This is a genomic window from Arthrobacter rhizophilus (assembly GCF_026241105.1).
GTDB lineage: Bacteria > Actinomycetota > Actinomycetes > Actinomycetales > Micrococcaceae > Arthrobacter.
In genome coordinates, this window is the sequence record NZ_JAPFFT010000001.1 from 268,901 (window position 1) to 294,161 (window position 25,261).

The 25,261-nt window shown below is 63.4% G+C and carries 17 protein-coding genes and 2 tRNA genes; 16 read left to right on the forward strand and 3 right to left on the reverse strand.

Features of this window, described 5'->3' with window-relative positions; translation table 11 throughout:
• The first annotated feature begins 17 nt into the window (after positions 1-17).
• The 3 genes from OOZ51_RS01240 to OOZ51_RS01250 all read left to right on the forward strand — a co-directional run bounded on the left by OOZ51_RS01240 (position 18) and on the right by OOZ51_RS01250 (position 7,356).
• Positions 18-434, forward strand: coding sequence for an MGMT family protein (locus OOZ51_RS01240; protein ID WP_265977071.1), 417 nt, complete (start codon positions 18-20; stop codon positions 432-434).
• A 74-nt stretch (positions 435-508) separates the two neighbouring features.
• Entirely contained in the window at positions 509-3,772 is a 3,264-nt protein-coding gene (locus tag OOZ51_RS01245) for an ATP-dependent helicase (RefSeq protein WP_265977302.1), read from the forward strand.
• Positions 3,769-7,356 carry an ATP-dependent helicase gene (locus OOZ51_RS01250; protein ID WP_265977072.1) on the forward strand — a complete coding sequence of 1,196 codons (3,588 nt, stop codon included), beginning with the start codon at positions 3,769-3,771 and terminating at the stop codon, positions 7,354-7,356. The genes OOZ51_RS01245 and OOZ51_RS01250 overlap by 4 nt, the downstream gene beginning before the upstream one ends.
• Before the next feature lie 48 nt (positions 7,357-7,404).
• Here OOZ51_RS01250 and OOZ51_RS01255 read toward each other — a convergent pair whose 3' ends face one another.
• On the reverse strand, positions 7,405-8,670 hold the full coding sequence (locus OOZ51_RS01255) for a macrolide 2'-phosphotransferase (protein WP_265977073.1): 1,266 nt from the start codon (positions 8,668-8,670) through the stop codon (positions 7,405-7,407).
• 144 nt (positions 8,671-8,814) lie between these two features.
• Here OOZ51_RS01255 and nudC point away from each other — a divergent pair, with 144 nt between their 5' ends.
• Genes nudC through OOZ51_RS01270 form a run of 3 tightly spaced genes read left to right on the forward strand, consistent with a single transcriptional unit; the run spans position 8,815 to position 12,565 of the window.
• Positions 8,815-9,801: an NAD(+) diphosphatase gene (gene nudC / locus OOZ51_RS01260; RefSeq protein WP_265977074.1), complete on the forward strand. Its 987-nt coding sequence runs from the start codon at positions 8,815-8,817 to the stop codon at positions 9,799-9,801.
• The gene (locus tag OOZ51_RS01265) at positions 9,798-11,930 is read left to right on the forward strand and encodes an ATP-dependent DNA helicase UvrD2 (protein ID WP_265977075.1); all 2,133 of its coding nucleotides are present in this window, start codon (positions 9,798-9,800) and stop codon (positions 11,928-11,930) included. Before nudC ends, OOZ51_RS01265 begins: the two co-directional genes overlap by 4 nt.
• Complete coding sequence (locus OOZ51_RS01270; RefSeq protein ID WP_265977076.1) at positions 11,930-12,565, forward strand: M48 metallopeptidase family protein; 636 nt, start codon at positions 11,930-11,932, stop codon at positions 12,563-12,565. Before OOZ51_RS01265 ends, OOZ51_RS01270 begins: the two co-directional genes overlap by 1 nt.
• A 58-nt stretch (positions 12,566-12,623) precedes the next feature.
• Here OOZ51_RS01270 and OOZ51_RS01275 read toward each other — a convergent pair whose 3' ends face one another.
• On the reverse strand, positions 12,624-14,057 hold the full coding sequence (locus tag OOZ51_RS01275; RefSeq protein WP_265977077.1) for a zinc-dependent metalloprotease: 1,434 nt from the start codon (positions 14,055-14,057) through the stop codon (positions 12,624-12,626).
• Positions 14,058-14,457: 400 nt separating this feature from the next.
• Here OOZ51_RS01275 and OOZ51_RS01280 point away from each other — a divergent pair, with 400 nt between their 5' ends.
• The 10 genes from OOZ51_RS01280 (at position 14,458) to OOZ51_RS01325 (ending at position 24,320) form a co-directional block, all read left to right on the forward strand.
• Positions 14,458-15,486 carry a YlbL family protein gene (locus OOZ51_RS01280; protein WP_265977303.1) on the forward strand — a complete coding sequence of 343 codons (1,029 nt, stop codon included), beginning with the start codon at positions 14,458-14,460 and terminating at the stop codon, positions 15,484-15,486.
• A 133-nt stretch (positions 15,487-15,619) separates the two neighbouring features.
• Positions 15,620-18,610, forward strand: a complete 2,991-nt coding sequence (locus OOZ51_RS01285) for a UPF0182 family membrane protein (RefSeq protein ID WP_265977078.1) — start codon at positions 15,620-15,622, stop codon at positions 18,608-18,610.
• Between the two features lie 241 nt (positions 18,611-18,851).
• Positions 18,852-18,925 (forward strand) — tRNA-Met (locus OOZ51_RS01290).
• A gap of 157 nt (positions 18,926-19,082) precedes the next feature.
• Positions 19,083-19,159: transfer RNA gene (locus OOZ51_RS01295), tRNA-Met, on the forward strand.
• A gap of 243 nt (positions 19,160-19,402) precedes the next feature.
• On the forward strand, positions 19,403-19,702 hold the full coding sequence (locus tag OOZ51_RS01300) for a hypothetical protein (protein ID WP_265977079.1): 300 nt from the start codon (positions 19,403-19,405) through the stop codon (positions 19,700-19,702).
• 98 nt (positions 19,703-19,800) lie between these two features.
• Positions 19,801-20,172 carry a VOC family protein gene (locus OOZ51_RS01305; RefSeq protein ID WP_265977080.1) on the forward strand — a complete coding sequence of 124 codons (372 nt, stop codon included), beginning with the start codon at positions 19,801-19,803 and terminating at the stop codon, positions 20,170-20,172.
• A 186-nt stretch (positions 20,173-20,358) separates the two neighbouring features.
• Positions 20,359-21,126, forward strand: a complete 768-nt coding sequence (locus tag OOZ51_RS01310) for an electron transfer flavoprotein subunit beta/FixA family protein (protein ID WP_265977081.1) — start codon at positions 20,359-20,361, stop codon at positions 21,124-21,126.
• A 13-nt stretch (positions 21,127-21,139) separates the two neighbouring features.
• Positions 21,140-22,111 (forward strand): electron transfer flavoprotein subunit alpha/FixB family protein, encoded by a 972-nt coding sequence (locus OOZ51_RS01315; RefSeq protein ID WP_265977082.1) that lies wholly within the window; start codon positions 21,140-21,142, stop codon positions 22,109-22,111.
• Positions 22,112-22,201: 90 nt separating this feature from the next.
• A complete protein-coding gene (locus tag OOZ51_RS01320; protein ID WP_265977304.1) occupies positions 22,202-23,134 on the forward strand; it encodes a cytochrome b/b6 domain-containing protein in 933 nt (310 codons plus the stop codon).
• A 49-nt stretch (positions 23,135-23,183) separates the two neighbouring features.
• Positions 23,184-24,320 (forward strand): acyl-CoA dehydrogenase family protein, encoded by a 1,137-nt coding sequence (locus OOZ51_RS01325; protein WP_265977083.1) that lies wholly within the window; start codon positions 23,184-23,186, stop codon positions 24,318-24,320.
• A 61-nt stretch (positions 24,321-24,381) separates the two neighbouring features.
• Here the strand turns inward: OOZ51_RS01325 and OOZ51_RS01330 are convergent, their stop codons facing one another.
• The gene (locus tag OOZ51_RS01330) at positions 24,382-25,170 is read right to left on the reverse strand and encodes a PspA/IM30 family protein (protein ID WP_265977084.1); all 789 of its coding nucleotides are present in this window, start codon (positions 25,168-25,170) and stop codon (positions 24,382-24,384) included.
• Positions 25,171-25,261: the final 91 nt, after the last annotated feature.

A 25,261-nucleotide genomic window follows, 5' to 3' on the forward strand; every position in this document is an offset into this window, starting at 1 on the left:
GACGATACGCTGGTGGCATGCGGATGGAGTTTGTGACGGCGGTGCTGGCCGTCGTGGATCTCATGCCGCCTGGGGTAGCGGTGTCATATGGGGATGTTGCCGAGCTTCTAGGCTCCGGTGGTCCCCGGCAGATCGGATCCGTCATGAGCCACCACGGGAGCGCCGTGGCCTGGTGGCGCGTCCTTCGCGCCAGCGGCGAGGCCCCGCCGGGCCTTGAGGCGGAGGCGCTGCGCCACTACTTGGACGAGGGAACGCCGCTCCACGGCGCCTACGCAGAGTATCTGCGGACTGGCGAGGGCCGGTGGCGGGTTGACCTCGCCTTGGCCCGGTGGGCTCCGACGGATCAGGATTTCGACAGTATCGATGTGATCTCTGGGCAACTCGAGCGTCAGCTCCATAAATTGTCAGTGCCCGATGATGAAATGACTGTGTGAGTCCAACACCGTCCCCGCAAGCGACAACACAGCAAGCAACAACACGGCAAACACCGCGGCAGGCCTCCGCCCGGCTGCGCCTGCTTCCGCCGCGTGAAGTCCATTACGCAGCACCGACGTTGTCCGCTGACCAGGCCGCCGTCGTCGAACTTCCGCTCGGATCCGGGCCGGTGTTGGTGCCGGGGGCGCCGGGCACCGGGAAGTCCACTGTGCTGGTCGAGGCCGCTGTCCGGCGAGTTCAGCGCGATGGCGTGGATCCCGAACGCATCCTGATTCTCGCACCCGGCCGGCAGGCTGCGTCGGCGTTGCGGGACACCTTTACGGGGCGCCTGGACCGCAGTTTGAGTACGACGCCGGCACGGACCTGGGCGTCATACGCTTTCGATCTGATCCGGCGAGCCAAAGCCGAGGGCGTGCTGCCGCTGCAGCGGCCGCCTAAGTTGCTTTCGGGGCCGGAACAGGACCTGATCATCAAGGAATTGCTGGAGGGGCACGCCAAACCGGGCTTTGAACTTCCGTGGCCCCAGGATTTGTCTGCGGCGTTGCCGACTCGGGGTTTCCGGCAGGAGGTCCGTCAGCTTTTTGACCGCATCATTGAATCCGGCCGCACTGCGGAAGACCTGACGGCGCTTGCCTACGAATGCGGCCGGCCGGACTGGATTGCCGCTGCGGACCTGTATGGGGAGTACCGCGACGTGCTGGATCTGAGGATGCCGGAGGCGTTTGACCCGGCGGGAATCATTACCGCGGCGCGCCAGATCTTTCAGGATTCGCCCGGATTCCTGGCGGCCGAGCGTGAACGGCTGCAGTTGATCCTCGTGGACGACATCCAAGAGGCAAATCCTGCGGTGTTCGAACTGCTCGCGGACATCGCAGAGGGCAAGGATGTTCTGGTGACGTCCTCCCCGGACACCGTGGTCCAGGGGTTTCGCGGTGCCCGTCCCGATCTTGTCGCCGAATTGCCCCAACTGCTCGGGGGCACAGCCCTCGCAGGCCTTGCGGGTACCGTGCGGGAGCTTCCTCTTTGGCACACCCACCGGCACCTCCCCGAGGTCGCGAAAGCGTGGACGGGCGTGGCCGCGCGTATCTCGCGGCGTGCGGGAGGCCAGTTGGCCCGGCGTCTGGATCCACCGCCTACGCCAGCTGGCCCGCAGCCTGTGGGCCGGGTGGAAGCGCATGTCCTTCCCTCCGCAGTCCACGAATTGCGCTACGTGGCGCAACGAATCCTTGGAGCTCAGCTCCGTGAGAACCACGAGTTCGCTGACATTGCCGTGATTGTGCGAAACGGTGGCCAACTGGCCCAACTGCAACGCTATTTGAGCGGTCAGGGAATTCCTGTCCGTGTGCCTGTCGCGGATTCGGCTGTCCGCGATGAAGTGGCTGTTCGTCCCCTGCTTGAGGTGTATGGGCTAGTGCTGGATGCCGCCAAGCTGACGCCTGAGTCCGCCGTCTCGCTACTCACGTCGAGGATCGGCGGGGCTACCGCTATCGAGTTGCGCCGCCTGCGGCAATCCCTGCGCAGGGAGGAACTGCTGGGCGGCGGCGGACGGTCCAGTGACGAGTTGCTCGTTGAAGCGTTGCTGGAGCCTGGGGCTCTGGGTTCTTTGGGTATCGAGGGCGGCGCGGCACGGCGCTTGGCCCGCATGATCACGGCAGGACGTCTCGCTTCCGCCGAACCCGGAGCCAACGCTGAAACGGTGTTGTGGGCGTTGTGGCAAGCCACCGGGCTGGCTTCGCGCTGGACGGAAATGGCGCTCGACGGCGGCGCGGCAGGCGCCCGCGCGGACCGGGACCTTGACGCCATGATGGCTTTGTTCCACACGGCCGAGCGTTATGTTGACCAACTCCCCGGTTCCGGTCCCGAACAGTTCCTGGAGTATCTGCTCAGTCAGGAACTCCCCATGGACACCCTTGCCGCCAGGGCGCAGTTGGAGGATGCGGTGGAGCTCATGACGCCGGCCAGCGCGGCCGGGCGGGAATGGTCCGTGGTCATAGTCGCGGGCCTGCAGGAAGGCGTCTGGCCCAACACCAGGCTCCGGGGTGAGCTCCTCGGAAGTACGTTGTTTGCCGATGCCATCGAGCACGGGGTTGCACACGCCTTGCAACGGGGCCCCCTCAGCAGGCTGCGGGATATCCGCTATGACGAGCTGCGCAGCTTCTCCACAGCCGTTTCACGTGCACGCGAAGTCCTCATCTGCACGGCTGTTTCTTCCGAAGATGAGCAGCAATCGGCCTTTCTTGACTACGTGGCGGCCCTTGAGCCGGGACAGTACCAACGTGAGTACACGCCAGTAGGCCGGCCCATGACCCTTCGTGCCTTGGTGGCCGAGCTGAGGCAGCGCGTTCAACCGGACGACGTCGCGCTTGGCCGCCCCGGCGTGGCCGAGGAGGCCGCGGAAGCGGCCCGGGTCCTGGCTCACCTTGCCACGGCAGAGCCTGCGGTGCCGGGCGCACATCCGGATTCCTGGTGGGGATTGGCGCCGCTCAGCAGCGAGGAACCGGTGGTCCCGCAAGGAGGCACCGTGTTCGTTTCTCCCTCGAAGGTGGAAACCGTACACAAATCGCCGTTGGATTGGTTTGTCCAGGCTGCGGGTGGCGAACCCGCCACTGACTTTGCCCGTAGCCTTGGCACCTTGGTCCATGCGATTGCCCAGGAGCTGCCCCATGCCTCCGGCGCTGAGTACGTTGCGGAACTTGTGCGTCGCTGGCCGACCCTTGGCATGAAGGACAACTGGGAGGGCAGGCTGGACTTCCAGCGTGCAGAACAGATGGTCCGGAAGCTCGCCCAATACGTCCTTGTCATGCGGAGCGAAGGCCGAAGCCTGGCCGGGGTGGAAGTAGACTTCGACGTTCCCCTGCCGGAGGTGCGGCTCGATCCCTCTTCCGAGGATTCCGATGCTGTCCGGAACGCTGTGCTTCGGGGGCAAGTGGATCGCTTGGAAATAGATGCCGAAGGCAGGCTGGTGATTGTTGACCTCAAGACGGGCAAGCGCCAGCCGGGCAAAACCGAACTTGCGAGGCACCCGCAATTGGGCGCGTATCAGGCGGCGGTGCTGCACGGCGGATTCGAGGGTCTGCCCGTCCCCGGGCTTGTTCCAGGCGGCGCCGTTCTGGCACAGCTTGGGACCAAGACGAAGACGCCGGCAATCCAAGTGCAGGAACCTCTGGACCCGGGAGATAACTGGGCACAGGACCTTGTCAGCGAGGCCGCTGTACTCATGGCCGGAGCTACCTTCGAGGCCCGTCACGATCCCTCAAAAGGCAGCCACGGGGGCCACGGTTGCCGTCTGCCCGATATTTGCCCATTGTGCTCCAGGGGAAAGCAGGTCACCGAATGACCGTCCAAACACTCGCCGGTATCGAGGCTGAAGAGACTGCCGAAGATGCCCCGGCGCTGCCCGAACCTCGATTCTCGCCCGGCGAATTGGCCGATATCCTCGGCGAACGGAACCGTCCGACGGAAGAGCAGTCCCGCATTATCGCGTCCCCGTTGACCCCACGGCTGGTAATCGCCGGCGCGGGATCCGGGAAGACTGCAACCATGGCGGATCGCGTTGTATGGCTCGTGGCCAACGGGTGGGTCCGCCCCGAAGAAGTCCTAGGCGTCACCTTCACCCGCAAAGCCGCAGGGGAGCTGGCAAGCCGTATCCGCGCCAAATTGGCAACACTGCAACGCATAGCGTCGTCGGATAGCGGGCATTACGGTTTCCCGGAGGGTGTTGCAGGCTCCGACGAACTTGAACCCAAGGTGTCCACCTACCACTCCTACGCCAGCGGGATTGTGGCCGACTACGGCCTTCGCCTGGGAATCGAACGCGATGTGGTGCTGCTGGGAGGCGCCCAGGCCTGGCAGCTTGCCAGTGAGGTGGTTGAAGCGTACGACGGCGATTACGAGCACTTCACAGCTGCCAAGTCCACGTTGGTGAATGCCGTGATGCAGTTGGCGGGCGAGTGCGCCGAGCATTTGCGGGAACCCGCCGAAGTTCAGCGCTGGTTGATGGAGCGGGTGTCCGAGTTCGCTCACTTGCCTTATGTGGACGGGGCGAAAAAGAACCCCACCCAAGCCGCCGGCGATCTCGGTGCCATGTTGCGTACCAGGGCCAGCGTTGCGGACATGGTGGAGCGTTACCAAATGGCCAAGAGGAACCGGGGGGTCCTGGACTTCGGCGACCTCGTAGCGCTCGCGGCCAAGATCGCCCAGGACATACCCTTGGCTGCCTCTACCGAGCGGGCCCGCTACAAGGTGGTGCTGCTTGATGAATTCCAGGACACCTCGCACGCCCAGCTGGTCCTGTTCTCCCGTCTGTTCGGGGGAGGACATGCCGTCACGGCGGTGGGGGACCCCAACCAGTCAATCTATGGGTTCAGGGGTGCCTCGGCAGGCCAGTTGTTCCACTTCGTGCAGGAATTCCCCGTCCGCGTGGAGGACAGCTTCGGAACCGCTTCCTTTGCCACTGCCCCCACTTCATACCTCACAACCGCGTGGCGGAATGGACGCAACATCCTGGCCGCGGCCAACGTCATTTCCGCGCCGCTCAACAAGGCAACCCGGCTCAACGGCGCAACCCAGTCCGACAAGGCGGCCGCGATTGACGGTGCCCCGGGTGCAAAGGCCACAGACAGCTCTGTGGCAGTACCTCCGTTGCAGCCGAGCCCAGCGGCTGTGGACGGCAGCGTCGTGCTCGGGCGCTTTGCCACAGACGAGGGCGAGGCCGTTGCGATTGCCCGGGACGTCCACCGCTACCGGCGCACAGTCTTTGAAACTTCGGCCGACGGTACGCCAGTTTCTCCCACCATGGCAGTACTCTGCCGCCGTCGGGCGCAGATGGAGTGCTTGCGGCGTGAATTCGAGGTCCAAGGGATCCCGTACGAAATAGTCGGCCTCGGCGGGCTGCTCGACACCCCTGAAGTAGTGGACCTCGTGGCTGCGCTCCGGGTCCTGGCCGATCCTGGCCGTTCCGATGCCCTGATGCGTTTGCTGGCAGGAGCCCGGTGGCGCATCGGTACGGCCGACCTCATGGCATTCCGCGACTGGTCGCAGTTCCTGGCCCGACGGCGCTCCCAAGGCCGTGCCGGAGAGGGAGGCGCGGCGGACCACGCAGCGGACGAAAGCCCGGCGGAGACCGTCGTGGAAGGCGATATCACGGACGCCGCGAGCCTTGTGGAGGCTCTGGACTTCTTGCCACGACCGGGATGGACCTCACGCCACGGCCGCTCCCTCAGCGCCCCGGCTTTGGATCGTCTCGGCCGCTTGTCTGCGGAACTTCGGAACCTCCGTGGGTTCATTGGGGATGATCTCACCACCCTCCTTGGCGAGGTGGAGCGTGCGATGCTGCTGGACATTGAGGTCGCAGCGAAGCCCGGCACGAGTATCCATCAGGCTCGCCGGAACCTGGACGCATTCCACGACGCGGCTGCGAGTTTCCTACACACTTCTCAGCGCGTGGATGTGTTGGCCTTCCTGGGCTGGCTTGAAGCCGCCGCAGCGGAAGAGGGCGGCCTGGACATGGCCGACGCCGAGGTGAACCACGAGGCTGTGCAACTGCTGACGGTCCACGCCTCCAAAGGGTTGGAATGGGACGTTGTCTTTGTGCCCGGGCTCAACGCCGGGGCCTTCCCGAGCAGCCGCGACTCGCGATGGAGCAGCGGCACCGCAGCCCTGCCATGGCCCCTCCGCGGAGATCGGGCCGACCTCCCGCAATGGGATCTGGACCAACCGGACCAGAAAGGCTGGCTGGATGCCGAAAAGGACTTCAAATCAGAGGTTCAGCACCATGGCGAGGCTGAAGAACGGCGACTCGCCTACGTTGCCTACACGCGTGCAAAGTTCGTCTTGTGGGCATCGAGCGCCGCATGGAACGGTTCCCGGGCAGGGATTGCAGAGACGTCTCCGTTCCTTGCTGAGTTGGCATGTCTGGCTGACCAGGTAAGCGACGACCCCCTTGGAGGATCCGCAGCTGTCATTCACCCGCAGTCGCTCAGTGAAGACGCACTGCCCACTGAGAGCCCCCTGACGGTCGGCACGGAAGTGGCGCTCTTCCCCTATGACCCGCTCGAAGGTCCCAGCGACCCTCGCACGGCAGAACGGCTCCGGTTGGTGCCGGGCAGGAGGGCTGCCATGGAGGCCGCGGCAACCCGGGTCAGGGAAGCCATTGAGGGGCTCCGGGCGGATTCGGTGATCGTCATCGAGGCCCCGTTGGCTAGTGCTCCGTCCCGCCCGTCCGTTCAACCGCTCCGCGGCGCGGCCGCGGGCTGGGCGGCCGAGGCAAGGCTGTTGTTGGAACGGCAGTTGCGACGGAAACCGGTCCAGGACGTCCATTTGCCGGGGCATATCTCGGCATCCATGTTCGTCGATCTTGGAGACGATCCTGCTGCCGTTCTGGCCCAGCTCCGGCGGCCCGTGCCGCGGCAGCCTGGGATCTCGGCCCGCAAGGGCACCGCATTCCATTCATGGGTGGAGGAGTACTTCGGAACCACCGGCATGCTGGACCTCGACGAGGCACCCGGTTCTGACTCGCACATCGACGAGGCCTATGGTCTTGATGACATGGTGGCAACATTTGTCACGTCCGAATGGGCACATCGTGCCCCTGCTTTCGTCGAGGTCCCGGTGGAGACACGGATTGGAGACGTGGTTGTGCGTGGCCGGATCGACGCCGTTTTTCAGGGGGCGGACGGTACATGGGAACTGGTGGACTGGAAGACGGGCAAGCGACCGGCCGGCCGGCAGCTTAAGACCCGCGCCGTGCAGCTTGCCGTGTATCGGCTGGCGTGGGCACGCCTCAAGGGCGTGCCGTTGGAGCGGGTCAGCGCAGCGTTTTACTACGTAGCCGATGACGCCGTTGTGAGGCCCCACGATTTGGGCACGGTGGCTGAACTGGAGAACATCATCGTTTCCGCGCTAGGCAGCCAAGACCGTTAGGCAGCAAAGACCGTTAGGCAGCAAAGACCGCGCTGCCGTGAAAACCGACTAGCGGTCCTTGGCGTCCTGCAAAGGAGCGGGCTCCACTATCTGGAGGGCCTTCGTCGAGGTGTCGTCCGATTCGGACAGCGCCTCCGGCGTCGAGCCGGTCCTGTTGCCTGAAACCACCACGAAGTCTGAAGCGGCCTCGTCTCCGGCAGCATCATCCAGTGTGACCTTGTCCACAGGGGCTTCGTCCAAGGGCTGAGCAGTGACTGGTGGCGTCGTGGCGGATGTTTCCGGCTCCTTCGTTTGAACCGCTTCCGGGATGGCTGTCACGCTCACCGCGGGCTTCGCCGGGCCGTCGTCCGAAGCGGCAAGCTCCGCAGCTGCGGCCTCGGCCTCCTCGGCCGCCAGTGCGTTTTGTTCATCAATGTCGTCGGCGAGGGATCTGAGCATGCCCTCGGCCTCGTCCGTCATTTCACTGTGCCCCGCCGCCATGGCCTTGACGAGATACTGGGCCAGGGCGAATTCGGCGAGGAGTGCCGAGCGACGCAGCAGGTGTCCGTCCGGCGTGTCCCGTCGGGCTTCCGTGTAGTGCCGTAGGACGGACTCTACAAACCTCTGTTCGTTTGACGCCACGAGCCAGGCGAAGTCATCGGCCGGATCGCCGATGCGCAGATCGGTCCACCCCGTCAGGGCGGTGACGCTGTCGCCGTCGATCAGCAGATTGTCTTCATGGAGATCGCCGTGGACCACGCACGGATTGAAGCGCCACAGCGCCACGTCCTCGAGTGCGTGCTCCCAACGACGAAGCAGGGAGGGCGGAATCTTGCCCGTGGTGGCGGCCTGGTCTAACTCATTCAGCTTGCGCTGGCGGAATTCGTTCGCCGTGTAACTGGGAAGATCGGCGTTGTTGACGAGCGATTGGGGGAGGTCGTGGACCGCTGCCAGTGCCGTGCCGATCTCCTTGGCCAATGCATCATTGCAGCCGGACAGCTCTTCGATGCTGCGCGTGGCCCCGGCCAAGTGGGCATAGACAAAAGTGCTCAGCGCCCCTTGGCGCACCGTTCCGGCCACTGTGGGCATCAGAAAGGGCAGCTCGGCCCGGATCGCCGGGGCAAAGGCCCGCAGGATCATGAATTCGGTCTCCAGCCGGGCGCTGGCTTCCGGATGGCGCGGTGAACGGACGCGCCAACGCTTGCCCTCCGAGTCCAGCAGAAGCGCCGAATCGAAATCGGCAGCATCATCCGGGGCGGAGGCGGCAGCCGTCGGCGTCAGGCCGGGCACCGCCGCAGTTGCTACAGCGGCCAGTTCGAACGGTGTTCTTCTCACGTATTCCAAGGTAGATTGACTGGCGCCTATGGGAGCGATGCAGTGCGGCGAGTCTTGAGATCCGCGTGAAAACTGCGTTCAGGGAGTGCGCCTCCAAGATGGATGCAAATGTCATTTGTCGGTGCGAGTCAGTACGGTAGGTACATGAGTTTCACCGAGTTCCCGGCACCGGCAAACCACCTAATCGATACCGTTCTTCCGGTGCGTCCTGCCTTGGTGGATCGGGGATCGGCCGAGCGCATGACGCCAGGCATGCTTGACGAAGTGATCTCTTCGGGCGGTGCCAAGGCCATGGTGCTGTCGCATCGCCAAGCTCTCGCTGTGGGTGACAAGCTGTGGCTGGGCGATGCTGCGCCGCTCTTTGAAAGCCTCCAGGCGGCCGGAGGACCGCTCACTGCCATTTATCTCGGCCGGACACTTGCCCCTTCCTCTGTCCCGGAGCGAACACCGATCGTCCTCTTCGTGCCCGGCGAGCCGGCCGCCCCCGGAACTGCGGGACTTCCGGCCGAGGGCACCTGGACGGGGTTTCGGGAGATCGCTGCCCGCCTCGATGCCACGGAAACCGCTTTGTTCGTTGAGGCCAGCGCCATTTCCAATTGGCATGCCACCCACACACATTGCCCGCAATGCGGTACCCCTACCGTCATCGAGGCCGGGGGCTGGGTGCGTCGATGCCCACGGGACAATTCGGAACACTATCCGCGGACGGATCCGGCCATCATCGTCACGGTCGTCGGCTCCGACGGCAGGCTGCTTCTGGGAGGGGGCGGGCCTGTAGACGCGAAGAACTACTCCACCCTGGCTGGCTTCGTTGAGCCGGGAGAGTCGCTTGAACAGGCCGTGGTGCGGGAAATCGGGGAAGAGGTCGGTGTGCGGGTCACCGCTTGCCAGTACCTTGGTTCCCAGTCGTGGCCGTTTCCGGCCTCGCTCATGCTTGGGTTTACGGCAACAACGGACGACGTCGAAGCCCGGCCCGACGGCGTCGAGGTCACCCGGGCGCGCTGGTTCAGCCGTCCGGAACTCCAGGCCGCTGTGCTCAGCGGCGAGATTACGATCTCCACGCGGCTCTCGATTGCGCGTTCCCTGATCGAGCACTGGTACGGCGGCGTCATCGAGGACCTCCAGCCGTGACGGAGGCTATTCCAAGCGACACCGTTTCTCTCGAGGACCGGATACTCGGCGGCCTTGACGCCGAGCAGCGGGAAGTCGCCAGCAACCTCAACGGGCCCATGTGTGTCCTTGCCGGAGCCGGAACAGGGAAAACCCGGGCCATCACGCACCGCATCGCATACGGCGTCCATTCCGGTGTCTACAGCCCACAGCGACTCTTGGCCGTCACGTTCACTTCCCGCGCCGCCGCCGAAATGCGCAGCCGGCTGCGGGATCTCGGCGTCGGGAACGTCCAAGCGCGCACTTTTCACGCCGCCGCGCTAAGGCAATTGCAGTTCTTCTGGCCCCAAGCGATCGGCGGTGTCCTGCCAAACTTGCTTGACCACAAAGCCAACATCATCGCCGAAGCCGCACGTCGCCTCCGGCTCAGTACCGATCGAGCCTCCCTCCGTGACCTTGCGGCCGAGATCGAATGGGCCAAGGTCTCCATGCTGACGCCGGCAAACTACCTTGAAAACGCCCAGGGACGCGGCACCCCGGGCGGCTTCGACCTCACCGCCGTCGCGCGGGTCTTCCAGTCCTACGAGGACGTGAAGACGGACCGGAACGTCATCGACTTCGAGGACGTCCTGTTGATAACGGTCGGCATCCTGCAGGAAGACCCGAAAGTAGCGGCCACGGTCCGCGAGCAGTACCGGCATTTCGTGGTGGACGAATACCAGGACGTTTCCCCGCTGCAACAGCGGCTCTTGGAGCTCTGGCTTGGTGGACGCGACGAACTCTGCGTGGTGGGCGACGCCAGCCAGACCATTTACTCCTTCACGGGGGCCTCCCCGAAGCATCTCCTTGGCTTCAAGGGGCAGTACCCCTCGGCCTCAGTCGTGAAGCTGGTCCGTGACTATCGCTCCACGCCGCAGGTGGTGAAGCTGGCCAATGATCTCCTCGGATCCCGGCGGAGCGGTGGAACGGTAGCCGATGCTGCTTGGGCAAAGCCACTGCAGCTGGTGGCGCAGCGTCCAACTGGACCCGAGCCACGGTTCATGGAATGCCCGGATGACGAGGCAGAGGCCGCGGTGGTCGCCGGCCGGATTCGGGAGCTGATCGACGCCGGCACCAAGGCGAGCGAGATCGCTGTGCTTTTCCGCACCAACGGGCAGTCGGAAGCCTACGAACAAGCCCTCGCTTCGGCGGGCATCGGTTACCAGCTTCGGGGCGGTGAGCGCTTCTTCGCGCGCAAGGAAGTCCGGGATGCCATCCTTCAGTTGCGCGCTGCCACGCGGGCAGTGGCCGAGGAGTCCACCAAAGAACCCCTCGGCCAGTTGGTCCGGGACATCGTGGCCTCGCTCGGCTACACGGATGCCGCCCCCCACAGCGGCGGGGCCCTGCGCGAACGCTGGGAGTCGCTGGCAGCTCTGGTGGCGCTCGCGGACGAACTTGCCATCAGCCGTGGGCCGGAATTCACGCTGATGGAATTCGTCAACGAACTCCAGGAACGTTCAGTGGCCCAGCACGCCCCGACGGTCCAAGGCGTGACCCTCGCTTCACTCCACGCGGCAAAGGGTCTGGAGTGGGATGCCGTGTTCCTGGTGGGCTTGAGTGAGGGCCTCATGCCGATTTCCTTCGCCGACACCCCCGAGAGCGTAGACGAGGAACGCCGCCTGCTCTACGTCGGGATCACCCGGGCACGCGAACACTTGACGCTTTCCTGGTCCACGGCCCGCACCCCTGGAGGCCGGGCCAACCGCAAGCCTTCGCGCTTCCTCGACGGGCTGCGCCCGGATTCGGTGCTCGGAGCCAGCGCCCGCAGCCGCGCCATCCCGCGGCGCAAAGCGGCAGCACCGGCGTCGTGCAGGGTCTGCGGAACCATGCTCGCCACCGGCGCTGAACGCAAAGTGGGTCGCTGCAGCCAGTGCCCGCCCACGTATGAGGAACAGACCTTTGAGGCTTTACGGCAATGGCGCAAGGACGAAGCATTGAGCAACGAGGTTCCCGCCTATGTGGTCTTCACCGACGCCACGTTGACTGCCATCGCCGAGGCTCGGCCTGCCTCGCTTGAGGAACTGGCGAAGCTAGCTGGTGTGGGTCCTTCCAAGCTGGAAAAGTATGGCGAAGCCGTGCTGGCGGTCTTGGTCGAGAACGGGTCTGCCTAGTGCCGCGGGTCGCGGGCCAGCCCGCTTTGCCGCTGACCACCGACGACGGTGCGCCCGTCGTCGTTCGACGTTCGGCACGCCGCCGCCGAACTGTGGCGGCTTTCTGGGAGGACGGGAACGCAATTGTTGCGATCCCTGCCCACTTCACGAAGGCGCAAGAGAGCGAATGGGTCCGGCGGATGCTGGACAAGCTCAAACGCCAGGGGGAGAGGCGGACCCAAGGTGCCGGCAGGAGGCGTCCTGCCAGCGATGCCGCCCTCGCCGGTCATGCCTCGGAGCTGTCATCAAAGTATCTGGGCGGTCGTGCAATCCCGACGTCGGTCCGCTGGGTCAGCAACCAGAAGTCACGGTGGGGATCAGCTACTCCGGCGGACGGGACCATCCGGTTGTCGGACAAGCTCCGGGCCATGCCGCAGTGGGTGATCGACTACGTGTTGCTCCACGAACTCGCGCATCTTCTGGTGGCCGGACATAACGCCGCGTTTTGGCGATTGTTGGAGGCATACCCCGAGACGCAGCGGGCCAAAGCCTTCCTGGAGGGCGTCGCCTTTGCGACGTCGCGGGGGCTCGGCCCTGGTGACAATGGCGCCGACGCACCAGCCCGGGACTGGGACGTCGAGGCTGACGCCGACTAAATGCTGCTGGGAGCGGCGCGGCTCCTTTATGGAGCCGCGCCTTAAGGCAGGGCCGCGGTTAGGCCTTGGGTCCACCAGGTTCCGGGTTGTCGCCCGAGGTGTCTTCCTCATCAGACTCCTGAGCCTCCGGGCCGTTCTCGTCCGGGGTGTCGTAGCCACCCTCAAGGAGCTTCTGCAGGGCGTCGTCCACCTCGGTATCGCTGGCTTCGGCCAGGCGGCGCCGTTCGGTGAAGCCCGTGGGATCGTCCAGGTCGTGGGCTGTGGGGAGCAAATCGGGGTGCTGCCAGATGGCATCGCGGCCGGCGATTCCACGTTCGTCCTTCAGCGCAGCCCACAACGTGGCGGCCTCGCGCAGGCGCCGCGGGCGCAGTTCCAGTCCCACCAGTGAGGAGAACGCGTGTTCCGCGGGTCCTCCTGTGGCGCGGCGTCGACGCACCGTTTCGCGGAGTGCGACGGCGGAGGGCAGCACTTTCTCGGTGGCAGCGGCGGTGAGTTCGTCCACCCAGCCTTCAACAAGTGCCAGGGCCGTCTCGAGTTTCTCCAGGGCCGCCGCTTGTTCGGGTGTGCGCTCGGGCGTGAACACGCCTTGAGACAGGGCTTCTTGGATGCCCTCGGGATTGCCCGGGTCGAGATCGCGGGCGAGGTCTTCGACGCGCGACATGTCAATGTGGATGCCGCGGGCATAGGCCTCGATGGCGCCGAGGAGGTGGCCCCTCAGCCAAGGAACCTGCACGAACAGGCGTGCATGCGCGGCTTCGCGGACGGCGAGGAACAGCCGGACGTCATTCTCAGGGATACTTAGGCCTTCGCCGAATTTGGCCACATTGGCCGGTAGCAAGGCCATTTCGAGATCGGCGAGCGGAACACCGATGTCGGTGGAACTGACCACCTCGGCGGACAGGGCGCCGATGGCCTGGCCAAGCTGCATGCCGAAGATCGCGCCGCCCATGTTCTGCAACATGGAGGAGGTGCCACCCATCATGGCCTTCATTTCTTCCGGCATCTGCTGGGTCAGTGCGTCCGAGAGCGCATTGGCGATGCTGTTGGCCACCGGCTCGGTGAGCCGTTTCCAGGTGGCCAGGGTGGCTTCCACCCATTCGGCGCGGGACCAGGCGCGGCCAATCAGGCCAGTTGCTTGAAGGTCAGTGACCGGATCCAGCCAGAGTTCCGCTAGGCGCAGGGCCTCGTCGACTTCACGGGCCTGCACGGCATTCACCGACGGATCCGTGCCGGCGGCGGCAACGCGGCGGGCGTTCTCGTGGGCGAGCTGCCAATTGACAGGGCCCTCGGAAGTGGAGCTCATCATGGCCTGCACTTGGGCAAACATTTGCTGCAGCATATTGGGGTCGTTCGGCAGCCCGGCGGCCTTCGCCAATTCGGCGGGGTCGATGTTGCCCATGCCTTGCCCGCCCATCAGGTTCTTCAGCATTTCTGCCAGAGGGTCCTGGGGTGAATCGTCTCCGTTGGAGGGGGTGTTGGGGTTGGAGGTCATGGTGCCGCCGATCGTCGATGTGACTGGTGATCACTTTCAAGGTACCGCGATGCCCGGGGGCTGTCTGCCTCAGGAACGCGTCGTTCGCTCTAGGCAAAGCACGTCCGGTGGGCACAGCGTCGTAGGGTGGATCGTTGGTATGTTTACTGGCCTCCACCCTGAGGGGCCGCAACGGTAGCGTCGGGCACAAGTTCCTGCGCGGAGAGGTCTTTCATTGACTAGTTTGCCGAGCCCCGGAGCGTCCGGGGAACCCGGACAGCCTCTCGGCCCCCCCTTCCCGCAAGACGCCCCGACGTCGCCTGCCCCTTCCCCGGCGCAGGAAGCTGAATCGCGGGAGCCGGAGCAGGAACAGCCTCACGCGCCTGAACGGGCGCGGCGGCGTGACGGACGGTACTTCGCGATGCTGGTCTCCGGCGCTCTGACCATCGTGTTGGGAGTGGCCGCCGCTGCCCTCCCCGTTCCTTACGTGGTGGAATCGCCGGGGCCAACGTTCAACACCCTGGGCACGGACCACAACAAACCGGTCATTAGCATCACGGGCCACGAGACCTTCCCCGCCAAAGGAAATCTCGATCTGACCACCGTGTTCATCAACGGTGGCCCCAACGGGCCAGTGAGCATTTTCGAGGCGTTCCAGGCCTGGTTGGACGGTTCCAAAGCCGTGTACCCCGAAGAGTTGCTCTATCCCAAGGGCGTCACCAAGCAGCAATCCGAACAGGAAAGCGCGCTCGCCATGACAACCTCTCAAGAGAATGCGGTTGCCTCTGCGCTCCAGGAAGAGAACATTCCGTACCAGCAGAAACTTGAAGTCGCGGGGTTGTCCGACGGCTCGGCCTCCGCAGGCAAACTCCAAACCGGAGACGTTTTCACCTCGATCAACGGCAAGGCCATTACGTCCCTCAACGTCGTCCAAACCGCACTGGCCGATGGTGCGGGCGCGCCAGCCGCCGTCGTCGTCGATCGCAAGGGCACTCCGGTGACCGTAAACATTACGCCGGGCAAGAGTTCAAACGGCCGCTACATCCTCGGAGTGATGCTCCAGTACAAGTTCACCTTCCCGTTCGATGTCAAGATCTCCTTGGACCAGGTAGGCGGACCAAGTGCCGGCATGATGTTTGCCCTGGGCATCATTGACAGCATCACTCCCGGCGACCTGACGGGTGGCAAGCATGTGGCCGGCACCGGCACCATTTCGCCCGACGGCGCCGTGGGACCTATCGGCGGAATCGCCCAGAAAATGCGGGGAGCCCGTAACGGAGGCGCCACCCTTTTCCTCGCACCGGCAGCCAATTGCGACGAAGTCGTAGGGCATATTCCGGATGGCCTGCAAGTAGTCAAAGTGGAGACCCTGGCGGATGCGAAGTCGGCCGTGGAACGACTCGCCTCCGGACAGGACATGTCCCGTCTTCCGACGTGCTCCAACAACTAGACTGACGATGGAACTTAGCTCCACCGCCACTCGTGGCACATATGACGGCCTCCGCCATCAGCACCAGGCACCGGGGCCGACGAACACGCGCACTGATGACAATTAACTGACGACCAGCTATGAGGTACCGAGTTTGTCCCGTCCAGCCAGCACCAACCCGCCCGGAAGACCGCCGCTGAGACGGGGTGCCCTGACTCCTACCCTGATCGTCGTGGCGATCGTCGTGGTGGGATTCATCTTCTTTGCCAATGTGTGGACTGACGTCCTCTGGTATCAGCAGTTGGGCTTCTTCGAAGTGTATTTCCGGGAGAATCTTGCCCGGATCCTCGTCTTCCTGGCCGGCTTCGCCCTGATGTTCGTCGCAGTCTTCTACGCGATCCGCGTCGCTTACCACGCGCGGCCCGTCTATGCCCCGGACTCCGAGGCCAGGGACAACATGAACCGGTACCAGGCCCAGCTTGAACCTGTGCGCCGCGTGGTCATGATCGGCATCCCCGTCCTCTTCGGACTCTTCGCCGGAAGCGCTGCTGCGAGCCAATGGCAGAAAGTGCTCTTGTTCTTCAACCAGGTGCCGTTCGGCCAGACTGACCCGCAGTTCGGCCTGGACATCAGCTTCTACCTCATGACTTTGCCGTTCCTTGGATTCGTCACGGGTTTCCTTATGAGCGTTGTGGTGGTTGCCGGAATCGCCGGGATCCTGACGCACTACCTCTACGGCAGCATCAGGCTCATGGAACGCGGCATCTTCACGAGCCGCGCGGCACAGATCCACCTGGCCTTGACCGGCGCCATCTTCTTGCTGCTACTTGGAGCCAACTTCTGGCTGGACGTCTACAGCACCGTCCAAAACAACGGCGGACACTGGGCGGGCGCCCTTTACACCGATGTCAACGCTGTGATCCCCACGAAGACAATCCTGGCCGTTGCCGCTGGCCTCGTGGCCATCCTCTTCATCGTGGCCGCTGTGATCGGCCGCTGGCGCCTTCCTGTCATCGGCACCGCGATGCTCATTATCACGTCAATCCTGGCCGGTGGCGTCTACCCGTGGGTCATTCAGCAGTTCCAAGTCCGCCCGTCGGAGCAGACACTGGAAAACAAGTACATCGACCGCAACATTGCGATGACCCGTGCCGCCTACGGTTTGGACCAGATCAAGGTTTCCCCTTACAACGCCACGACGGCCGCCAAGAGCGGGGCTCTTGCCAAGGACGCGCAGACGGCTGCCAATATCCGGTTGCTGGACCCGAACCTGGTCTCTTCCGCGTTCTCCCAGTTGGAGCAATACCGTCCGTATTACCAGTTCCCCAAGGCCCTGAACGTTGACAGGTACACGGTTGACGGCAAGACCCAGGACACCGTTATTGCCGTCCGTGAATTGAACCAGGACGGGTTGAACGCCAGCCAACAAACCTGGGTCAACCGGCATATCGTCTACACACACGGTTATGGGGTAGTGGCCGCCAAAGGCAACACCTTCACGGTTGACGGCAAGCCCGACTTCCTGCTTTCCGGCATTCCGTCCACGGGTACGCTCGGCAGCGACACGAGTTACCAGCCCCGTATCTATTTCGGTGAAGATTCGCCGGACTACTCGGTGGTCGGCGCCCCGGACGGTGCTGCGCACCGTGAACAGGACCGTCCTGCCGGCAAGGACACCTCGACCGAAACGCAGTACACGTTCGCGGGCAACGGTGGCCCGAATGTGGGTAACTGGTTCAACCGCCTCCTGTACTCCATCAAGTTCCAGTCTTCGGATCTGCTGCTGTCTGACGGCGTCAACGAGAAGTCCCAGATCCTCTATGACCGCACCCCGCGTGAACGCGTGGAAAAGGTTGCTCCCTACCTGACCGTGGACGGCAGCGCCTATCCGGCAGTGGTCGATGGCCGTGTGAAGTGGATCGTGGACGGTTACACCACCAGCCAGTACTTCCCTTACTCCCAGCAGCAGCAGCTGCAGAACGCTACGGCTGACTCGCAAACCACCTCCGGACGTACAGCAGCCTTGCCGAACAGCACCGTCAACTACATCAGGAACTCGGTCAAGGCAACTGTTGACGCCTACGACGGATCGGTGACCCTGTACGCCTGGGATGACCAGGACCCCATCCTGAAGGCCTGGGAAAAGATCTTCCCGACCACCATCAAGCCGTACTCGGAAATGTCGGGGCAGCTGATGAGCCACGTTCGCTACCCTGAGGACCTGTTCAAGGTTCAGCGTGAGCTGCTTGGGCGTTACCACGTGACCAATGCGGACAACTTCTACCAGAACAACGATGCGTGGAGCGTTCCGAACGATCCCACGGTCACCGATGCCGTCAAACAGCCACCGTTCTACATGTCTCTGCAAATGCCCGACCAGACCAAGCCTGCGTTCCAACTGACCTCGTCCTTTATCCCGCAGGTTGTCAACGGGGCCGCTCGGAATATCCTGTATGGCTTCCTGGCAGCAGATTCCGACGCAGGTGGCCAGAAGGGGGTGAAGGCTGACACGTACGGGCAGTTGCGCTTGCTGCAGTTGCCCACGGACACCCAAGTCCCGGGACCTGGCCAGGCCCAGAACAAGTTCAACTCCGATCCTGAAGTTTCGCGGGAACTCAACCTGCTGAGACAAGGCGCCTCGGATGTGCTCAACGGCAACCTTTTGACATTGCCGGTGGGCGGAGGCCTGCTCTATGTCCAGCCGGTGTATCTGAAATCGACGGGTGAGACGTCATATCCGACGCTTCAAAGGGTGCTGGTGGCCTTTGGTGACAAGGTCGGCTTTGCGCCGACGCTCGACGCCGCGTTGAAGATCCTGTTCGGGGGCGACTCCGGGGCTTCCGCTGGGGACTCGGCCAACAACGGCCAGACTCCCACCACGCCGGGGGCTAGCACTCCACCTGCCGCGGCAGATGCCCAGGCCCAGCTGAAGGCCGCGCTGGATGAAGCCAACAAGGCAATCCAGGACGGCCAGGCTGCGTTGGCCAAGGGTGACTTCGCCGGCTACGGCGCACAGCAGAACATTCTGTCCGCCGCACTGAAGAAGGCGCTCGACGCCGAGTCGCGGCTCGGTGTCACGCCGGCGCCTTCGGCCAGCGCGACGCCGTCACCGACGTCCACGTCGTCGCCCTCGCCGAGCAAGTAGGTAGTTCTCCAGCTGGCTGATATCGGCCTAGCTGGGGAGCATTACAGGACCGGGCCAGCCCAGACCAGGGCTGGCCCGGTTTTCTTTTGGCCCGGTGACCTGGCCGGTTGTTCCGGCGACCTGACCGCGGTGCTCAGGCCGTTTTGGGGCCAGGGGCGGGCTGCCGGCGGATGGGGGAGACGGAGGTCACGTCGTTTGGATTTGGCCTGACATTCACCGGCAGGTAAAGTAGTTCTTGCGACGCGGGGTGGAGCAGTTCGGTAGCTCGCTGGGCTCATAACCCAGAGGTCACAGGTTCAAATCCTGTCCCCGCAACTGGAGAAAAGGATCCGGCACAGTAGAAATACTGTGCCGGATCTTTTTGTTTTCCATCGCTTTCGTGGGTGGAAAGCGGAGTATTCCCCAACGTGCCCCAGCCCACACCTGAGTGGTCAGAGGCGCCCCTGAATGTGCGGTAGAGTTGATTTTGCGACGCGGGGTGGAGCAGTTCGGTAGCTCGCTGGGCTCATAACCCAGAGGTCACAGGTTCAAATCCTGTCCCCGCAACCAAGTACACGAAGGAGTCCACCCGACAGGGTGGGCTCTTTTGTTTTGCCCCGTTGGCTGCGGTCCTGGGCGGCTATGCCAGTTGAACCATTCGCAGCGGCTTACACCTAGACGGGTGGAGAACCACACCTAGATTGCCGAAAAATGCACCTATTTTGGGTAAAACTGCACGGGGATTGGCCCTTTCCACCACCTAGAGACGAAACACAGGGCTATTTTCTTGGTGGGGGAAGAGGAGGGACCTCAATGAACAAGACATCGAAAATAGTCGGCGCAGCCCTGGGAGGAGCGGCTGGTGGATGGGCCCTGGCGTTCATTCTGTGCGTGGCCACGAGTGTGATCGCCATTTCGGCGGGCGCCCCGGCGACCCTGCCAGGTCTGTTCATGGCGAACGCCGGAACCGAAAACGGGGCATTGGCTTTGGAATTCCAGCCCAACTTCACCGGAATGGTCGTGGTCATAGCGTTGTCGATGTTTGTCAGCGTGATGGTGGCCGTGCGAAGCAGCAACGCATCCCCCGGACCCTCAGGAAACTGCGCGAACTAGCACATGCTTCAAGCATTGACAGTCCAGCTCCTGGAGGACGAAACTTGGGCCGAATGGCCCGTTCATCTGACGCAAAGGGCCGGCCAGGGAGGTTCCTGATGATCAATGCAACGATGGTCGTCGCGACAGTTCCGGTGACGGATCTGGAACGGGCGAAGGAATTCTATGGCCGCATCTTGGGGCTGACTTTCCTCTGGGAAACTCCCATAGGCGTCCGGTACCGTTGCGGGTCGGTCAGTGAGATCTCTATCTTCAAACGTCCGCCTACCGCTACCGAGCACACCCTGGCCCACTTCGAAGTGGATGACATCGAGGCCGTGGTCCAGGACCTGGCCGCCAAGGGCGTCGAGTTCCTCGACTACACAGAGGGCCCCCTTGCCACGACAGGACACATCGCCCAGCTCGGACCCGCACGTGGAGCTTGGTTCCGTGACCCCGACGGGAACACTCTCGGTCTTCGCCAGGGTTAGGCCGGTCCCTTCCGGATCCTGATACCCACCGCTGGACCGCATCGCGATGCGCAGCGCGCGAACCCCAGTTCCCGCAAGAATCAATAGGAGATCCAAGTATTCTTTCCATCGCTGCATGGTAAATACTAGGAGTTCCTAGTATTCTCGATTCCAGGCGTCAGCCATTTGCATCGAGGGAGCTTTTGAATGAAGATCGTCGTGCTCGTCAAACAAGTGCCGGACACGGCGGAAGAACGGAAGCTGGACCTCGCTACGGGGCAGCTCGGCCGTGAGTCCGCCGACAACGTGATTGATGAAATCAACGAACGCGCCCTCGAGTCAGCGTTGCGCATCAAGGACGCCAACAAGGGCACCGAAGTGGTGGCAATGACCATGGGACCGGACGAGGCCTCCCAGGCATTGCGCAAAGCTCTTTCCATGGGCGCGGATTCAGCGGTACACATCCTGGATGATTCCCTCGAAGGCGCCGACACGGGGCGCACCGCCGCGACACTTGCGGCCGCCTTGCGGTCCACAGGTTTTGACGTGGTGCTGGCCGGCAACGAATCCACGGATGGCCGCGCCGGCGTCGTGCCCGCCATGGTGGCGGAGCACCTCCAGTTGCCTCTGCTGGGATCGTTGATCTCCGCAGAGATCGCCGACGGCGCGGTAAGCGGCGTTCGCCAGGGCGACGGCGGAACACTTAACGTCCATGCGGGGCTGCCTGCCATTCTCACAGTGACCGAACGCTTCCCTGAAGCCCGGTTTCCCAACTTCAAAGGCATCCTGACAGCGAAGCGCAAACCAGTTGCCACGCTGTCCGTCTCCGCACTCGAAGTCCCGGCAAGCGCGAGCCGCACCGTGGTGGTCTCGACTGTCGAACGGCCACCGCGCGCAGCCGGAAGAAAACTCATCGATGACGGGACGGCAGCCAATGAGCTGGCTGAGTTCCTCGTTGTGAATCGCCTGGTCTGAGGGAGGAACAGAAATGTCGAACGTTTTGGCACTCATCGAAATTTCCCACCGTGGCGAGATTGCCGCCTCATCCCGCGGGCTGTTGGTAGCCGCTGCCACGCTGGGCTCGCCGATCGCCGTCGTGGTCTCATCGGAGCCTCTAGCGGACGACGACGTCGCGCGGCTGGGTGAGCTGGGCGCGGCAAGGATCTACTCGGCTGTGACACCGGCCGCTGGGACCGTTCTGGTGGCCCCTGCAGTCGATGCGCTGAGCCGGGCGGTAGAGGCTTATGAGCCTGCGGCCGTGCTTACCACGAACACCGCGGATGGCCGCGAAGCCGCCGCCCGGCTTGCCGTGCGGACGGGCGGCAGTGTGCTCGCCGACGTCGTGCAGGTGCGCACTGACAACGGAACCGTTGTCGCCCAGCATTCAGTCTTTGGCGGGGCTTACACCGTTGAGTCCGCGGTGGACGGCGGGCTGCCCATCCTCACCATTCGACAAGGTGCGATCGAAGGCCAGGCTCCAGCAACCACGGCGGATGTCAGCACCGCGGTCATGGAAGCCACCACGGCGGGTGCCGCTGTCATCGACCGGTTCAACGATGATCCCGTTGTCTCCGCCCGTCCGGAGCTTCGCAGTGCCGCAACCGTGGTCTCCGGAGGACGCGGCCTGGGCTCGCCCGAGAACTTTGTGCTGGTTGAACAGTTGGCCGACGCTCTGGGTGCGGCGATCGGCGCGTCACGGGCCGCCGTCGACGCCGGGTACATCGCCCAGACGGCCCAAGTTGGCCAGACCGGCGTCAGTGTGTCCCCGCAGCTGTACGTTGCTTTGGGAATATCCGGAGCCATCCAGCACCGCGCAGGCATGCAGACCGCCAAGACCATTGTGGCCATCAATAAAGACGAGGACGCGCCCATTTTTGACGTGGCCGACTTCGGAATCGTGGGCGATATTTTCACCGTTGTTCCGAAACTCGTCGAGGCCATCAAAGCCCGATCCAATTGATGGCGTAACAGGCTTTGGCCGCTTCAGTCCAAAGCCTGTTAGCTTGATGCGTCCGTGATTGCAAAGTTCATCCGAGAGGTGTCTGAGAAGATGTCCACCCCCGCGAAAAAGTCGACAACAGCCAAAAGCAAGTGGTCCCAACCCGTCTGGGTGGTGCCCGGTGTGCTGATCGTGCTTTTGCTCATTGTCTTGGTGGCCAAATGGTTGACGGGCACGTCGAGTGTGCAATCGTTCCTGCACGACTACCCGGGCGCTTCCAATCTCCCGGAGAGCGCCCCTGTAGGATTCCCGGCCTGGCTCGGGTGGCAGCATTTCCTGAACGTCTTCTTCATCGTGCTCATCGTCCGCTCCGGTTGGCAGGTTCGCACAGCCAAGCGGCCACCGGCCCAGTGGACCCGCAACAACACCGGCCTGATCCGGACCAAGAACGCGCCTACCAAGATCAGCTTGGACCTTTGGTTCCACCTGACGCTGGATGCGCTGTGGGTGCTGAACGGGATTGTCTTCATTATCGTGATTTTCGCTACCGGGCAATGGATGCGGATCATTCCCACGAGCTGGGATGTGTTCCCGAACGCAATTTCCGCCGCGCTCCAGTACGCATCCTTGAACTGGCCTACCGAGGACGGCTGGGTCAACTACAACGCGCTGCAGTTGCTGACCTACTTCGTCACGGTCTTCATCGCCGCCCCGTTGGCCATCATCACCGGCCTGCGCACATCCTCCGCATGGCCGAAGAAGTCCGGCACGGTGAACAAGGTGTATCCCATCGAGCTTGCCCGCGCCGTGCATTTCCCGGTGATGGTGTACTTCGTGCTTTTCACCATCGTGCATGTCACCTTGGTCCTCGCCACCGGGGCGCTGCGCAACCTGAACCACATGTACGGCGGCAGCGACGACATCAACTGGGTTGGTTTCGGCATTTTCGCCGCGTCCCTCCTGGTGATTGTGGGCGCTTGGTTCCTCGCCAGGCCGCTGTTCCTGCGTCCGATCGCTTCGCTGATGGGGAAAGTCAGCAAGTAAACCGCTGCCAATAGCCGAAAAACTGGGAAGAACTGCAAAAGGAGTGCCAATGTTTGAGCTCACGGAAGACCAGCAAGCGGTGGTGGAGATGGTGCGCGACTTCGCCAAAACTGCCATTGCCCCGCACGCCGCCGAATGGGACGAGACCAAACACTTCCCGGTGGACGTCCTTCGGGAAGCGGGCACCCTTGGCATGGGAGGCATTTATGTCCGGGAAGAGTTCGGCGGTTCGGGGCTCACGCGCACGGATGCTGCCCTGATCTTTGAGGAACTCTCCAAAGCAGACCCCACCATCGCCGCGTACATCTCCATCCACAACATGGTGGTCTGGATGATCGACGCTTTCGGCAACGATGAGCAGCGGGCCCAATGGGTCCCGCAGCTTGCGTCCATGGAAGCCCTGGGCAGCTATTGCCTCACTGAGCCGGGAGCAGGCTCCGACGCCGCGGCGCTGAGCACCAAAGCAGTGCTCGACGGCGACAGTTACGTTCTTAACGGCACCAAACAGTTCATTTCGGGCGCCGGTGCTTCCAGCATCTATGTGGTCATGGCCCGGACTGCGGACACGGGAAGCCAAGGAATCACCGCAATCGTGGTACCCGCGGACGCACCGGGCCTGTCTTTCGGGCCGAACGAAAAGAAAATGGGATGGAATGCCCAGCCCACCCGCCAGGTCATCTTCGAAGACGTGCGGGTTCCCGTGGCCAACCGCCTTGGGGAGGAAGGCAGCGGCTTCGGCATCGCCATGAAGGGCCTCAACGGGGGCCGGGTCAATATGGGCGCCTGTTCCGTGGGCGGCGGCCAGGCGGCGCTGGACAAGTCCATCGCCTACCTCAAGTCACGCTCGGCATTCGGTGGGCCACTCATCAACCAGCAATCCCTCTTGTTTGATATCGCAGACATGGACACCGAACTCGAAACTGCCAGGACGCTGATCCTCCGCGCCGCTGACGCCTTGGACCGTGGCGCCCCGGACACGGTGAGGTTGTGCGCGATGGCCAAGCGCGTCGCCACGGATGCCGGTTTCAACGTGGCAAACAAGGCCATCCAGCTGCATGGCGGCTACGGATACTTGTCCGAATATGGGCTGGAGAAGATTGCCAGGGACCTGCGTGTCCACCAGATCCTGGAAGGCAGCAATGAAATCATGCGGCTAATCGTCGGGCGGCTTGCCGTCGGGGCCTAAAGCACGCAGCAAGTACGAATGGCCGGACCTCCATGGAGGTCCGGCCATTCTGTTGGTTGGATCAGAGCTTGTCGAAGTCGGCTTCGTCCACCGTGTCATCTGCCGGAGCGGTAGCGCCTGCGCTGATCGCAGCCTTCGAACCGCCGGACTTCAAGGCTGCCAAGCGAGCCTCGATTTCAGTCTGCTCGCCGAGGTCCTCAAGCTGGTTGAACTGTGCGTCCAGGCTGGAAGCTGCAAGCTCCTGCTGGCCGAGTACTTTGGCCTCTTCGCGGCGGATCTTCTCTTCGAAGCGGCCAACCTCGCTGGTGGGGTCCATGATGTCGATGCTCTTGAGGGCGTCGTGCACCTGGGTCTGAGCAGCAACCGTCTTGGAGCGTGCGATCAGCTCGTTGCGCTTGCTGGTGAGTTCGTTGAGCTTGCCCTTCATCTGGTCCAGGCCGCTCTTGAGCTTGTCCACGACTTCCGACTGGGAGGAGATGTTGGGCTCGGCGGCCTTGGCTTGGTTCTCGGCCGACATCTGGCGTTGGATGGCCACCTTGGCAAGGTTGTCGAACTTCACAGCGTCGGCCGGGTTACCAGTGGCACGGTACTCGTCCGCCTTGCGGGAGGCTGCAAGGGCTTTGTTGCCCCAGTCCTGGGCGTTCTTAGTGTCCTCGTTGTAGTCGGCCTGGAGCATGCGGAGGTTGCCGATGGTCTGCGCCACGGCGGACTCGGCCTCGGCGATGTTGTTCGAGTAGTCGCGGACCATCTGGTCCAGCATCTTCTGCGGGTCCTCAGCTTGGTCGAGCAAGGCATTGATGTTCGCCTTGGCGAGCTGCGCGATCCGCCCGAAAATGGACTGCTTAACCATGGTGTTGCCTTTCGTCCTGCTCAGTGGTGCCCACTGAATCCAGTGATCAGTTCTTGTACCGCTCTACGCAGGGGACTGGCCCCCACCTAGC